Annotated in this window: 13 protein-coding genes; 10 read left to right on the top strand and 3 right to left on the bottom strand. The window is 43.4% G+C overall.

Annotated features, from left to right (window positions below; translation table 11 throughout):
• The first annotated feature begins 2 nt into the window (after nucleotides 1-2).
• The gene (locus QEP06_RS01875) at nucleotides 3-770 is read left to right on the top strand and encodes a GLPGLI family protein (protein WP_285268826.1); all 768 of its coding nucleotides are present in this window, start codon (nucleotides 3-5) and stop codon (nucleotides 768-770) included.
• A gap of 77 nt (nucleotides 771-847) precedes the next feature.
• Here the strand turns inward: QEP06_RS01875 and ychF are convergent, their stop codons facing one another.
• On the bottom strand, nucleotides 848-1,939 hold the full coding sequence (ychF, locus tag QEP06_RS01880; protein WP_285268827.1) for a redox-regulated ATPase YchF: 1,092 nt from the start codon (nucleotides 1,937-1,939) through the stop codon (nucleotides 848-850).
• A 275-nt stretch (nucleotides 1,940-2,214) separates the two neighbouring features.
• Between ychF and QEP06_RS01885 the strand changes: the two genes are divergently transcribed.
• From QEP06_RS01885 to typA, 4 genes are all read left to right on the top strand, one after another.
• A complete protein-coding gene (locus tag QEP06_RS01885) occupies nucleotides 2,215-2,580 on the top strand; it encodes a BlaI/MecI/CopY family transcriptional regulator (RefSeq protein WP_285268828.1) in 366 nt (121 codons plus the stop codon).
• The gene (locus QEP06_RS01890) at nucleotides 2,580-4,295 is read left to right on the top strand and encodes a M56 family metallopeptidase (RefSeq protein ID WP_285268829.1); all 1,716 of its coding nucleotides are present in this window, start codon (nucleotides 2,580-2,582) and stop codon (nucleotides 4,293-4,295) included. Before QEP06_RS01885 ends, QEP06_RS01890 begins: the two co-directional genes overlap by 1 nt.
• Nucleotides 4,296-4,435: 140 nt before the next feature.
• Nucleotides 4,436-4,669, top strand: coding sequence for an HP1242/YdcH family protein (locus tag QEP06_RS01895; protein WP_285268830.1), 234 nt, complete (start codon nucleotides 4,436-4,438; stop codon nucleotides 4,667-4,669).
• A gap of 190 nt (nucleotides 4,670-4,859) precedes the next feature.
• Nucleotides 4,860-6,665, top strand: coding sequence for a translational GTPase TypA (gene typA, locus QEP06_RS01900; RefSeq protein WP_251833339.1), 1,806 nt, complete (start codon nucleotides 4,860-4,862; stop codon nucleotides 6,663-6,665).
• Between the two features lie 203 nt (nucleotides 6,666-6,868).
• Here the strand turns inward: typA and QEP06_RS01905 are convergent, their stop codons facing one another.
• On the bottom strand, nucleotides 6,869-7,498 hold the full coding sequence (locus tag QEP06_RS01905) for a hypothetical protein (RefSeq protein ID WP_285268831.1): 630 nt from the start codon (nucleotides 7,496-7,498) through the stop codon (nucleotides 6,869-6,871).
• A gap of 349 nt (nucleotides 7,499-7,847) precedes the next feature.
• Here QEP06_RS01905 and QEP06_RS01910 point away from each other — a divergent pair, with 349 nt between their 5' ends.
• Both QEP06_RS01910 and QEP06_RS01915 read left to right on the top strand, forming a co-directional pair.
• A complete protein-coding gene (locus tag QEP06_RS01910) occupies nucleotides 7,848-9,887 on the top strand; it encodes a dipeptidyl-peptidase 3 family protein (RefSeq protein ID WP_285268832.1) in 2,040 nt (679 codons plus the stop codon).
• A 206-nt stretch (nucleotides 9,888-10,093) separates the two neighbouring features.
• A complete protein-coding gene (locus QEP06_RS01915) occupies nucleotides 10,094-10,615 on the top strand; it encodes a DNA-3-methyladenine glycosylase (RefSeq protein ID WP_285268833.1) in 522 nt (173 codons plus the stop codon).
• 118 nt (nucleotides 10,616-10,733) lie between these two features.
• Here QEP06_RS01915 and QEP06_RS01920 read toward each other — a convergent pair whose 3' ends face one another.
• Nucleotides 10,734-11,138 (bottom strand): acyl-CoA thioesterase, encoded by a 405-nt coding sequence (locus QEP06_RS01920; RefSeq protein WP_285268834.1) that lies wholly within the window; start codon nucleotides 11,136-11,138, stop codon nucleotides 10,734-10,736.
• A gap of 30 nt (nucleotides 11,139-11,168) precedes the next feature.
• Between QEP06_RS01920 and QEP06_RS01925 the strand changes: the two genes are divergently transcribed.
• From QEP06_RS01925 to QEP06_RS01935, 3 genes are all read left to right on the top strand, one after another.
• The gene (locus tag QEP06_RS01925; protein WP_285268835.1) at nucleotides 11,169-11,303 is read left to right on the top strand and encodes a hypothetical protein; all 135 of its coding nucleotides are present in this window, start codon (nucleotides 11,169-11,171) and stop codon (nucleotides 11,301-11,303) included.
• A 209-nt stretch (nucleotides 11,304-11,512) separates the two neighbouring features.
• Complete coding sequence (locus QEP06_RS01930) at nucleotides 11,513-12,346, top strand: helix-turn-helix domain-containing protein (RefSeq protein WP_285268836.1); 834 nt, start codon at nucleotides 11,513-11,515, stop codon at nucleotides 12,344-12,346.
• A 91-nt stretch (nucleotides 12,347-12,437) separates the two neighbouring features.
• Nucleotides 12,438-13,748: a TolC family protein gene (locus QEP06_RS01935; protein ID WP_285268837.1), complete on the top strand. Its 1,311-nt coding sequence runs from the start codon at nucleotides 12,438-12,440 to the stop codon at nucleotides 13,746-13,748.
• Nucleotides 13,749-13,752 lie beyond the last annotated feature (4 nt).

Here is a 13,752-nt window from a genome sequence, read left to right on the forward strand (position 1 = left end):
TTATGAAGGAATTACTCTGTATACTACTCTGTGTACTCGCCTCATTTCAAAATGTTAATGCCCAAAGTACAAAACTCTCGGATATTGAAGTGAGATATTATATGAAATATAAACCAGATTCACTCGTTCGGGAAAAATACTTTGAAGCTGAGATGGTTCTTGTCATGAATAATAACCAGTCTTACTATTTTAATCCCGCCATGGTGAGATTTTATGAAAACTTAGACAAGGCTGTAGCGACGTATTCGAATGTGCAGGAGATTGCAAAAAACCCGATCTCTCTTCCTAAAACCCGACACAGTGCCTGGAGAGAAAATGATAATATTTTTATAACCTCGCCATTAGGGAAATACAATTATACCTATAAAGCTTCTAAAATTCAATGGACACTACTCAGCGAAGTGAAAAGTATAGGAAATTACAGTTGCAGACTTGCCACGGCGACAATTGACGGAGATAAAATCTATGCGTGGTACACCACAGAAATCCCATTCGACGAAGGACCCTTTAAGTATAAAGGGCTTCCTGGATTAATTTTGGAAGTACACAATGAAAGCGGCACCTTCGAAATTGAGGCTACAAATGTAGCGATGCGGAATGTACCGATTGTCAGGATGAATGAGGCTTTGAATGTTAATCTAAAGGACAGATCTGAGTTTATATTTGCCAGAGATAAGTACCATAAATACCCTTTCGACAATAATTTTCCAAAAGAAATCGTGGATAGAAAAATTAACGAGTTAAAGAAAATTAATGTTTTTCTGGATTAAAATTTTCAATCTTCAGTTCAGCATCAAAAAAACCGCTAAGATGAATAGCGGTTTTTAATTGATCTGTATTTATTTGCTTAAACGTTGAACCTGAAATGCATCACATCGCCGTCCTTCACGATGTACTCTTTACCTTCGACTCTCATCTTTCCGGCTTCCTTCACTTTGGCTTCGGAACCGTAATTTTTGAAATCTTCGTAACCGATTACTTCTGCACGGATAAATCCTTTCTCGAAATCGGTGTGGATCACACCGGCAGCCTGTGGCGCCGTCCAGCCCTGCCCGATGGTCCAGGCGCGCACTTCTTTTACACCAGCCGTGAAATAGGTCTGAAGTTTCAACAGGTCGTATGCTTTTCTGATGAGCCGGTTTACGCCAGGCTCTTCAAGACCGAGTTCTTCAAGAAACATCTGTCTTTCTTCGAAAGTTTCAAGCTCGTTGATGTCAGCTTCGATCTGAGCGGCAAGAACTACCACTTCGGCGTTTTCTTTTTTCGCCATCTCCTCAATCTTCGCAATCCATTCGTTGCCGTTCTTTATTGAGTTTTCATCCACGTTGCAAACGTAAAGCACCGGTTTGTTGGTTAAAAGCTGAATATCTGCAATGATCTCCGTACTGAAATCGTCCATCGGAAACTCACGGACATTTCGGCCGTCTTCCACGAATTTAAGCAGATTCTGAAGCACTTCGTAGGTCATCACATCTTCCTTTTTGCCCGATTTGATGAATTTCTTCGCTTTGTCCACTGCTTTTGAAATGGTTTCGATGTCTTTAAGCTGAAGTTCGATGTCGATGATTTCTTTATCGCGCATTGGGTCTACTGAACCTTCAACGTGCACGATATTTCCATTCTCAAAACATCTTAAAACATGAATGATGGCTTCACACTCGCGGATATTTGCCAAAAACTGGTTGCCAAGACCTTCACCTTTACTGGCCCCCTTCACAAGACCTGCAATGTCCACAATTTCCACTACTGCAGGCAGTACGCGCTCAGGATTAACGAGTTTTTCAAGTTCGAAAAGACGGTGATCCGGCACTGAAACCGTACCTAAGTTGGGTTCAATTGTACAGAAAGGATAATTGGCAGACTGTGCTTTGGCGTTGCTGAGGCAGTTAAAAAGGGTTGATTTACCTACATTCGGCAAACCTACGATTCCACATTTCATATAATGAGTTTGAATTTAAATAAATAAAGACAGAATGATGTTCTGTTTAAAGTGCGCAAAGGTAGTGATTTTGTGAATGTTTTTAAGGGTAAAATTTTCACTTCCACATCATTGTACCTGAACTTTTCGAGGCTGAATTTTCTTTATTTTAATTTTTAAGGCGAAATTTTTAATATTGAAAACCAATTGATTACAAAAAGTTTTTAATATCACTATAAAAATAGTTGTATGTATGAGATTAATTCCTACATTTGTATCACTAAACATTTAGTGATATGAAAATTACGCAACTCACCAAAGCTGAAGAACAGGTAATGCAGTATTTGTGGGATCTGGAAAAAGCTTTCCTGAAGGACATCCTTGAAAGGTTTCCGGAACCGAAGCCGCACACCAATACGATATCGACCATTTTAAAGGTTTTGAAAGAAAAAGCTTTTGTTGATTACAAAGTTTTCGGCCGTCAGCATGAATATTTCCCGCTCGTCGCGCGGGAACAGTACAGCGGAAAATCAATGAAAAGTCTCGTGAAAAACTATTTTGAAGGTTCTTACCGCAACGCGGTTTCCTTTCTGGTTGAAAAGAATGAAATCAGCGTTGAAGATCTAGAGATGCTGTTGGACGAACTTAAAAACAAAAAATAATGGAAGCGCTCCTGCTCTATTCCGGCAAAGTAATTCTTACTTCCGGTGTAATGTTTCTGTACTATCAGTTGTCTTTAAAGGACAGGACATTTCATCATTACAACAGGTTTTATCTGCTTGGCACGATGTTGATCAGCCTGCTGCTGCCATTGCTGAAACTGTCTTATTTTACAGTTGAAGTAAACAGTGATATTTATCTATTATTAAATAAGTTAACATACACCAACGAAAATAAAACTTTAAGCCATGATTTCGGTTATATTCAAATTTGTGCTCTTGTTGCTGGACTGGTTTCTGTCGGTCTTCTCCTAAGATTTTTACTTGCCCTTGTTCGGATTGAGCAGTTTAAAAAACGCTATCCGAAGAAAAGTTTTGAAGGCATCGGTTTTTATCAGACAGATATTGCCGAAGCACCCTTTTCCTTTTTCCGGAATCTTTTCTGGAAAGAATCGCTACCGATTTCCTCAGACCTTGGGCGCCAAATCCTGAAACATGAAATGGTGCACATTGAGCAGAAACATTCCTGGGACAGAGTTTTCTCTGAAATTCTGGTCGCGATTTTCTGGTTTAATCCCTTCTTTCATTTAATCAAGCGCGAAATAGCGCTGATCCACGAATATCTGGCTGATAAAAAAGCCATCACCAACTCGGACACCAAAGTATTTGCGCAGATGCTTTTGGCGAGCCGGTTTTCCGGAAGACCGCTGCCCGCAACGAGTCCGTTTCTCAGTTCTAACTTAAAAAAACGACTAACAATGCTTAAAAAACCAAAGACCAAATATAGCTACGTGCGCCGCATTGCCGCGTTACCGGTAGTTTTCATGCTCTGCTTCGTTTATTTGATCAATGCGAAAAACCGCCAAATCGAAACCACGAATGCGCAGATTGAACAGTATTTTTCTGAAATTAAGAAAGACACCCTGCTTCCGCCACCTCCGCCGCCCGCCGTCCCTAATTCGCCTAGCCATGAAGATGTTCCTAAAGATTTAGACAAAATTGAAAAAGAACTGCAGGCGAAGTCGAAAGACCTGCAGCGGAAATCTGAGCAGGTGCAAAAGCTGAGCACCGAAATGCAGCAGAAGTCAGCGGAGATGCAAAAGCTGGCTGAAAAAAACCTGGAGAGCAGCCCGGAATTTAAAGACCTGGAAAATCGGCTGTCAGAGCTGGATGCCAAAATTAAAGGGGAACTCAGCGGTGAAGAATTTGCCGCAACCCGGGAGCAAATAGAGGCAAGAATCAAAGAGCTGACGGGCGGGACCATTAAATTTTACGATTCTGAAGACTTTAAAAACAAAATCCGCGATTATGAAAAACATGCGGCCGAAATGGAGAAAAAAGTAAACTCTCCGGCCTTCAAAAGACACCTGCGCCAGATGGAGCGCCGTGCGAAGGACATCGAAAAGAAAGTCAGTTCACCAGAATTTCAGCAGCGTATCCGGGAGGCCGAGCTTCGGGCAAAGGAAATGCAGATCAAACTGGATTCACCGGAATTTCAGCAGCGCCTGAAAGACGCCACGCAAAAGGCTGAGGAAGCTGCGCGAAGATCAACAGAAGCCAACCTTCTGCGTGATATACAACAGGATGTAATCTACTATCTGGACGGAAAAACTATATCAAAGGCAGAAATGGATAAAATAGAGCCTAAAAATATTGAGTCCATGCACGTATATAAAAAGGATGGCAAAGGAGAAATTCACATTAAGAGTAAAAATTAAGATCAGATCACTATGTCGGAAGCCGGAGAATATCTTCGGCTTTTTGCCATGATTGCGCAGTACTAATGATAATTGTCATAAGGAAGCGAATACCTTTTTTTCCTAACTTTAATGTATAGAAATATTTAAAATTTAAAGTCATGGAAAACCACAATCTCACCCACGAATTTCCGGAGTACGAAAGCAAAATCAATGCGCTGAAGCTGAATGACGACAATTTTAAGAAGATGTACGTGAATTATGAAGAGGTAAACGCACTCATTCAGCATTACGAAGAAGGTGAAGTGAATCACACCACAGATGATCATCTTACCGACCTTCGGAAAAAGCGCGTTCACCTGAAAGATAATCTGTACACCTATCTAAGACAATAAATTTTTATCAAAATCAAATTTTATCATGGCGGCCCTATCGGGTCGCCTTTCTTTTTGGAACTTTTAAAATGCAATTGATAATCAGGCATTTGAGTTTTCTGTAATTTTATGTATAAAATTGTGATAATTCTTCATCGCTGCACAAATTATCCGGTAAAAAAGATTACTTTTGCACCGTCAAAAAACGTTTATGCAAAACATTAGAAATATCGCAATCATTGCGCACGTTGACCACGGAAAAACTACGCTGGTCGACAAAATCATTCACGCCACCAGTGTTTTCCGCGAAAATCAGGAATCCGGTGATCTCATCATGGACAACAATGACCTTGAAAGAGAGCGTGGAATTACCATCCTGTCAAAAAACATTTCGGTAACTTATAAAGACACCAAGATTAACGTAATCGATACGCCGGGCCACGCCGATTTCGGTGGTGAGGTGGAAAGAGTACTGAAAATGGCTGACGGGGTTCTGCTTTTGGTAGATGCCTTCGAAGGGCCGATGCCGCAGACGCGTTTCGTGCTTCAGAAAGCTTTGGAATTGGGTCTGAGACCGGTTGTGGTAATTAACAAAGTTGATAAGCCAAACTGCCGTCCGGATGAAGTTCACGATCAGGTTTTCGACCTGTTCTTCAACCTTAATGCTACTGAAGAGCAACTTGACTTCCCTACCTTCTACGGTTCATCAAAACAGGGCTGGTTCAATTCGTCATTAGAACAGACTGATAATATTTTCCCACTATTAGACGGTATTTTGGAACACGTTCCAGCTCCTGATGCTAAAGAAGGTCCGCTTAGAATGCAGATTACTTCACTCGATTTCTCTTCTTTCTTAGGAAGAATCGCGATTGGTAAGATCACCCAGGGTTCTGTAAAAGAGTCTGAATGGATTGGTTTGGCGCAGGAAGACGGCAACATCATCAAAGGAAAAGTAAAAGAATTATACGTTTTTGAAGGTCTTGGCAAGAAGAAAGTTCAGGAAGTTAAAGCAGGTGATATCTGTGCGATCGTAGGTTTTGATAAGTTCCAGATCGGTGATTCATTCGTTGATCTTGAGAATCCGGATCCGTTGCCACGTACGGCAATCGATGAGCCTACTTTGAACATGACATTCTCGATTAACAACTCCCCTTTCTTCGGAAAAGACGGGAAATATGTAACTTCAAATCACCTGAAAGAAAGGTTGATGAAAGAGTTGGAGAAAAACTTAGCACTAAGAGTTGAACCAACTGAAGATGCCAATACATTCCTGGTATTCGGACGTGGTATCCTTCACCTTTCTGTATTGATCGAAACAATGAGAAGAGAAGGTTACGAAATGACGATCGGTCAGCCACAGGTTATCCTTAGAGAGATTGACGGTGTTAAATGTGAGCCTTATGAATCAATGGTAGTTGACGTACCTGAAGAATATGCATCACGTGTAATCGACTTGGCGACGCAACGCAAAGGTGACCTGCACATTATGGAAACCAAAGGTGAAATGCAGCACATGGAATTCGAGATTCCTTCAAGAGGATTGATCGGACTGCGTTCTCAAATGTTGACCGCAACTGCAGGGGAAGCCATCATGGCACACCGTTTTGTAGATTACAAGCCTTTCAAAGGTTCAATTCCGGGAAGACTCGTAGGTGTTCTGGTGAGCAAATCTCAGGGACCGGCTACCGAATATTCAATCGCTAAACTTCAGGACAGAGGCAAGTTCTTTGTTGATCCGGGTGAGGAAATTTACGAAGGTATGATCATCGGAGAGCAGAATAAGCCGGGAGATTTAGTTGTAAACATTGTAGAAGCAAAACAGCTGAACAACATGCGTGCATCCGGAAAAGACAAAGACGGCAGCATCGCGCCGAAAATCCTTTTCTCACTGGAAGAATGTATGGAATACATCCAGAGCGACGAAGCGATCGAAGTAACGCCAAACTTCATCCGTATGCGTAAAAAGATTCTTTCTGAAAACGAAAGAAAACGTATTGAAAGAGGCGCAAAAGGGTAAAAACTAACTCACTTTTATATTAAATATCCGTTCAGCAAGCTGAACGGATATTTTTAGTTTTAAAGTGTTGGGTTGAGCGTGTTTTTTTGACTCCAATGAAAACCATGAAATGTCGGTACCGTAAACTGAATTGTCCGGTCCGGACGTTTAGGTTTCAGTCGGTCCCGGGTATTCCGAAATCCGCCCCTTGCCACAGTGAAGGGTTACTTTTTAGTGTTATTATATTCCGTGACAATCTGCTCAATGTTTTTTGTAGAGTATTTTTTGCTTTCCACTTTGGCTACAAGGTTTTTGTCATCGGCCATGAACCTGCCGACATTTTCCTGCAGTATTTTATGCAGGCCAAAATAGGTAGGTGACGGACTTCGAACGGCAAAAAAATCTCCGGTGTTCTGATCGTGCTTTTTAATGAAGTAATAAAATTCCGGTAAGGTGGAGCCTGCGAGATAATTGGTCGAAAGTTTTAAATTTCCTTTTTTATCGAAAGAATAATCGGCAACGGTGTAGAGATCATAATATCCTGAGACCAGTTTCAGCATCCAGTTCGATTCGGTCTGCTTTCTTTTGGCAGTTGTATAGAAAGTCAGATAATCCAGCTGATAGCTTTTGTCATCAGACATGAAAATGATGGATTTCAACGCTGAATTGGGTAGGGTTTCCTCTTTGGCATTTTCATCTTTTTTAAATTTTATCTGCTTTTCAGTCAGGCTCTTGGCATTGACCAATCCTGTTTTCTGTTGACCGTTCGCTAACTCTAGAGTAGCTGACTGAAATTTCTGAGAATAAGCGAAAATCACAGCGAAAATAAAAAGAAAAGTAAATGTAGATTTCATAAAGTAGTGATGTAATTGTTTTTAAATTTTGCGGGTTTCTAAGTTGTTTTTAACTATAGTTTAATCTGATGGAAATATAAAGGTTTTTTCTGTATTCCATTCAGAAAATTTCATACTTGACCAAATTAAAATGAATGAACGTTCAAGAAAAATGTAAAATACATCATTTCAGGACTTTAATTTCTAAACATTAATTGCAATAAGCAGTTTGGTTTAGCGCTTCGCATCTGTGTTCAATATCTCCGTGCAGTTGCTGACTGCTGATTCCTTTCTAAATTTGTCGGAATATAATTTAGAATAAATAACTAAATTGCTGCATCGAAGTATCTACGGATCTAATATAATTAATATGAAAAGAATAAAAATTCCCCTCTTGGCGATGGCTGCCACACTCCTGTTTTCGTGCACGGCACAGCAGAATGTTACCGCTGAAAACGCTCCTCAGGAGCAGAGTAAGCCCAAAGGGCAAAACAGCATCGACCGGTTTGCGGACATTGAAGTTTTGCGGTACGACGTGCCAAGCTGGAATGATCTGACTTTAAAAGAAAAAGAATACGTGTACTACCTGAGCCAGGCCGGTTACGCAGGCCGCGATATCATCTGGGACCAGAACTATAAAAACAACCTGACCATCCGCCGGGCGCTGGAAAAGATTTATCAGAATTACAAGGGCGACAAAACCACACAGGACTGGCAGAACTTTGAGATTTATCTTAAACGCATCTGGTTCGCGAACGGTATTCATCACCACTACTCCAACGACAAGATGAAGCCGGCATTTTCCCGCGCTTATTTGGATCAGCTTTTAAAAAACACCAATACCCAATTGAGTTCCGCAGTTGTCGATATACTTTTTAATGATAAAGACACTAAAAAAGTGAACCTGGACCTCAGCAAAGGTCTGCTGGAAGGTTCAGCCGTGAATTTTTATGGTGAAGGCATCACCGCGGATGAAGCCGACAGATTTTATGCCGGAATGAAAAGCCCCGATCAGCAAAGGCCGCTTTCAACAGGTCTCAACTCAAAACTCGTTAAAGAAAACGGTAAGCTGACCGAGAAAGTGTGGAAAAGCGGCGGCATGTACGGCGCAGCCATCGACCAGATTACGGGCTGGCTTGAAAAAGCAAAAGGCGTCGCCGAAAACCAGAAGCAGGCAAATGCGCTGGACCTGCTCATCAGATATTACAAAACCGGCGACCTTAAGACCTGGGACGATTACAACGTAGCGTGGGTGGATGCCACTGAAGGGAACATTGACTATATCAACGGATTTATCGAAGTATACAGTGACCCGCTGGGCCACAAAGGCTCCTATGAAAGCGTGGTACAGATCAAGGATTTCGACATGTCCAAAAAGATGGAAGTCCTTTCAAAGCAGGCGCAGTGGTTTGAAGACAACTCTCCGCTCATGCCACAACATAAGAAGAAAAATGTGGTAGGCGTCAGCTATAAGACGGTAATTGTAGCCTCGGAATCCGGTGATGCATCCCCAAGCACGGCCATCGGTGTGAACCTTCCGAATGCGGACTGGATCCGCGCTGAACACGGTTCAAAATCCGTTTCACTCGGAAATATTATCGATGCGTATGATAAAGCTGCCGGTTCGGGACGTTTAAAAGAATTCGTGAATGACGACGAAGAACTGCGCCTCGCCCAGAAGTACGGCGAACTTTCGAGCAAACTGCACACGGCGCTGCACGAGGTGGTAGGTCACGCCTCCGGTCAGATCAATCCCGGTGTCGGGACGCCTAAGGAAACACTGAAAAGCTACGCTTCGACCATGGAAGAAGGCCGCGCCGATCTTGTAGGCCTGTACTTCCTGTACAACCCAAAACTGCAGGAACTCGGACTTACTGATGACTGGAAAGGTGTGGGCAAGGCCTCCTACGACAATTACATCCGCAACGGACTCATGATGCAGCTCGTGAGGCTGGAGCCGGGAGCCGATATTGAAGAATCGCACATGCGGAACCGCCAGTGGGTGAGCGCGTGGGTTTTTGAGAAAGGAAAAAAGGACAATGTAATTGAAAAGATCACACGCAACGGCAAGACCTATTATAATATTACCGATTACGATAAGCTGCACGAGCTGTTCGGACAGTTGCTGCGCGAAACCCAGCGCATCAAATCCGAAGGCGATTACAATGCCGCTAAAGACCTGGTTGAAAACTACGGGGTGAAAGTAGATCAGACCATCCACAAAGAAGTGCTGGCGCGCAACGCACAGTATAAGGAGGCGCCCTACCGCGGTTTTGTGAATCCTTATATTACACCGGTGAAAAACAGCGCCGGGAAGGTAACTGATTATGTGTTGAGATATCCGGAAACCTTTGCAGAGCAGATGCTGCGCTATTCTAAAGAGTACAGTTTCCTGCCGGATCAGAATTAAAAATGCGGATGCTGCCGCTGCATTTGAGCAGAAGTCCGGCAAATTATCACCGTAAACAAAACCGTTTCATCCCCTGATGAAGCGGTTTTTGTTTCTGAAAAAGATCTCCGCCAGCACAAATTGTAAGACAATACATTTGAAGGGTACATCATTTGAAGGTTTCATCTGGATTTCATCCTCTTTTCACCCTTCCAAATCTACCGCAAATGGACAAACGCATCCTTAAATCCTATTTTCAAAAACATGATGCAGTATATCTGGCACAGGCCCTGTTGGGTAAAACACTGGTACGCAAATTTGCGGACGGCCGCGAACTGCGTGCACAGATTACTGAAACGGAAGCCTATTTCGGCACCGATGATCTGGCGAGTCATGCCAGCAAAGGCCGCACCCCACGCACCGAACTTATGTTTGGCGAGGGCGGTTTCGTCTATGTTTATCTGATTTACGGGCGCTACTGGCTGCTGAACATCGTAACCGGCAAGGCCGGACAGCCCGAAGCCGTACTGATCAGGGGATTGAGTACCGTAAGCGGACCGGGGCGAATCGGCAACCTGCTGGAACTCGATAAAAGTTTTTACGGAGAAGATGTGGGGAGCTCAGAACGGCTGTGGCTAGAGGATTCTGTATTGGCAGGAACGATCACCGCCGGTCCGCGTATCGGAGTAGATTATGCCGGTGAAGTGTGGAAAAATATGCCGTGGCGGTTTGTAATGGAGCCAGATTAAACTGATATGGACAGGTATTTCAGGGTTCCGAATTGTAAAGAACCAATAGCCCAAGGCCAGTAGCCAGTATAGGTTCTGTCATAAGTTCCGAACCGCAAAGAAGATGATTCTGCCGTGGCTAAACAGGCAGTTGCTGCGCCTCAAAAATCTTAACCGGCTTCTTATCGTCCCCTATCGCTACGAGCGTAAAATCGCCGTTCACGGCCTTTTCTCTGCTGTCGAGGTACATTTCCTCGATGAAGATTTCAACGGACACCTTCAGGCTGCTGTTCCCTACATATTTCACACGGCCTATCAGCTCAACCAGCGTATCGGCGGGGATCGGCCTGTTGAAATCGATGCGGTCACAACTCACAGTAACAAAGGATTTACGCGCAAAACGTGTGGCGGTCATAAAGGCAACTTCATCCATCATTTCCATCACTTTACCGCCGAACATCGTGTTGTGATGGTTGGTGGTATTTGGAAAAACCACTTTAAAAACGTGAGTTTCGGAAGATTTAATTTTGTCTTCGTAATTCATCTCTGTTTGTTTTTACAGTTAAACATTGAAATGAATAAAATCCCGGAGATTTTACTTCAGATCGCGAAAGTATTTTGGGGATCCGACTTTCTGCAAATGCAGATTACGGTTGCGCGACAGTTCGTGAGTTTCACACGATTCACCCTTTGGAGACAGCAAATGTAGGGAAATATTTATGAGACGTGCGGAACAGGAAAGTCAGAAAGGGTTACCTAAGGAAGAAAATCTGTAATTAATTAGGTTACGCCTGAACGCTCATTAAAAAACGAAACCGATCACTGCACAATCAATAACTTTGTAACTCCGGTGCACAGAATTTTGTATTATTCACCCATGTCTTATGTAATTCAATAACTTTGCTTTAAACTAATCTTTTGGAACAGCCCGTTCAAATTTTTGATGCGAAAAATATTTTTGATTATATAGAAATCAAACATCCGTATCATCCGAAGAATCCCGCATTTTTAATTCTGAGAAAAGGCCGCGTGGTTTATAATGAAAATGTAAACCGTATTGAGCTTAGCGGAAATCATGTGGCGCTTATTGATTCGCGGCGGGTGTACGAGATTCTTGAGATCAGTCAGGACCTGGAACTTCTGCTGGTGGCTTTTTCAAAAGAGTACACTGAGAAGCTACCGCTGAAGATTAACCGGCTCAATGCCTTTGTTTATTTCCGCAATGAACTGGTAAGGCATTCCGGACTGGAAGCTGAGCCCTTTGAAAGGATATGGAAAAATGCTGACCTCCTGAAGACGGTACTGGAATGCAATGATGCATCCACGCACCGCGTCGAGATCATCCGGCACCTGTTCTCTTCCGCGGTGTATCAGTTTGGGGATATCATTGCACAGTCGGCACGCTTTACCAAGGACAGAATATCCAGAAAACAGGAAATTGTTTTACAGTTCCTGAAAAACGTGGGCGATAACTACCTTAATGAACGTGAGGTTGCCTACTACGCCGAAAAACAATTTATTACTTCCCGACATCTGTCGGCGGTCCTGAAAGAAGTGACCGGACAAACTGCCGGGCAGATCATTGCCGCATTCGTTATGAAGGAAGCCAAGGCGCAGATTTCTTCTACGGACAAAACACTGCAGCAGATAGCTGCTGATCTGAAGTTCAGTGATGTTTATTCCTTCGGGCACTTCTTCAAGAAACATTCGGGCGAAAGCCCCAACGTTTACCGAAAACACTTCCGGGGGTAAATCTTACTTTTGAACATTTTATTCATTCTTTCCGTCATTTTACAGGGCTTGGCAGGCCTCTACCTTTGTACTGTTTAAAATCACGGAAATTATGACCCTTAAAAACAAGCTGACTCTTATAGCCCTGAGTCTGTTTTTTTCCACCGCCAACGCGCAGCTTACAGAGCGTACCCTGACTATGGAAGAAGTGGTGCAGCTGGCGCTGGAAAACCATACCCAACTTCAACTTTCGAAAGATAACATACAGATTGCCAGACAGCAGACCAAAATCGCGGAACTGCAGAAACTGCCATCCGTTAACGCCACAGCCAATGCCTTTTATCTTGGTGACGCACTGATTCTGGACAAAGACTTTTCGAAAGTAGCCACCGTCAACATGCCGCATTTTGGCAATACGTACAGCGTTCAGGCTTCGGAACTGATCTTTAAAGGCGGACTAATAAAGAAATCCATTGAACTTTCCGAACTGCGCGAGCAGCTGGCGGAACTGGATCATGAGAAAGATGCGCAGAACATTAAATTCCTGGTGATGTCCACGTATCTCGATATCCAGAAGATCATCAACCAAAAGAACGTTTACCTGAATAACCGCACACTGGCCACCCAAAGGCTGGAGAATGTGAAAAAATTCTACAAACAGGGCATGGTGACACGCAACGAAATCATCCGCGGCGAGCTTTTGCTGAAGAACCTGGAGCAGGGAATCCTGGTGCTGGATAACAGCCGCGCGGCACTTAACTATCAGCTGGCCACCGCCATCGGCCTTTCGCCGGAGGAGCTTATACAGCCTGCAGCAACAATCACCGAAGTCAATGAACTACAGAATGTTGAGTATTTTCAGGAACTGGCACATCAGAATCATCCCGCACTGAAATCGGCGCAGACGGGAATCAGCATGTCCGAAAAGAACATTGAAATCATCAGGACCGACAGGATGCCCACCGTTGCGGCCTTCGGCGGCTACAGCATGGCCCGACCGGTAACCAGCACTTTGCCGGCGCAGGATTTTTACACCAATACCTGGCAAACGGGTGTTTCTGTAAGCTATACTATTGACAATCTTTATAAGACCAAAGAAAAGGAAGAGCTCGGTAAACTTCAACTGAACCAGGCCAAAGATGTTCTTGTGCTGCAGCAGCAGAATGTAGATGTGCAGACCAACGCAGCCTGGTTGAAATGGCAGGAAGCCCTTCAGCAGGCGCAACTATATAAGGAAAGCGAAACTCTGGCTAATGAAAACTACCGAATTATTGAAGCCAAATACCTGAACCAGCTGGCGCTTCAGGCTGATATGACCGATGCCACCAACGCCAAACTGGAAGCCGAGCTTCAGTATGCAAACAGCCAAATAAACGTGCTGTACCAATATTACAATTTAATAAAAACTACAGGAACACTATAAAAGA

Source organism: Kaistella rhinocerotis, assembly GCF_030243905.1.
In the GTDB taxonomy this organism is placed as follows: domain Bacteria; phylum Bacteroidota; class Bacteroidia; order Flavobacteriales; family Weeksellaceae; genus Kaistella; species Kaistella rhinocerotis.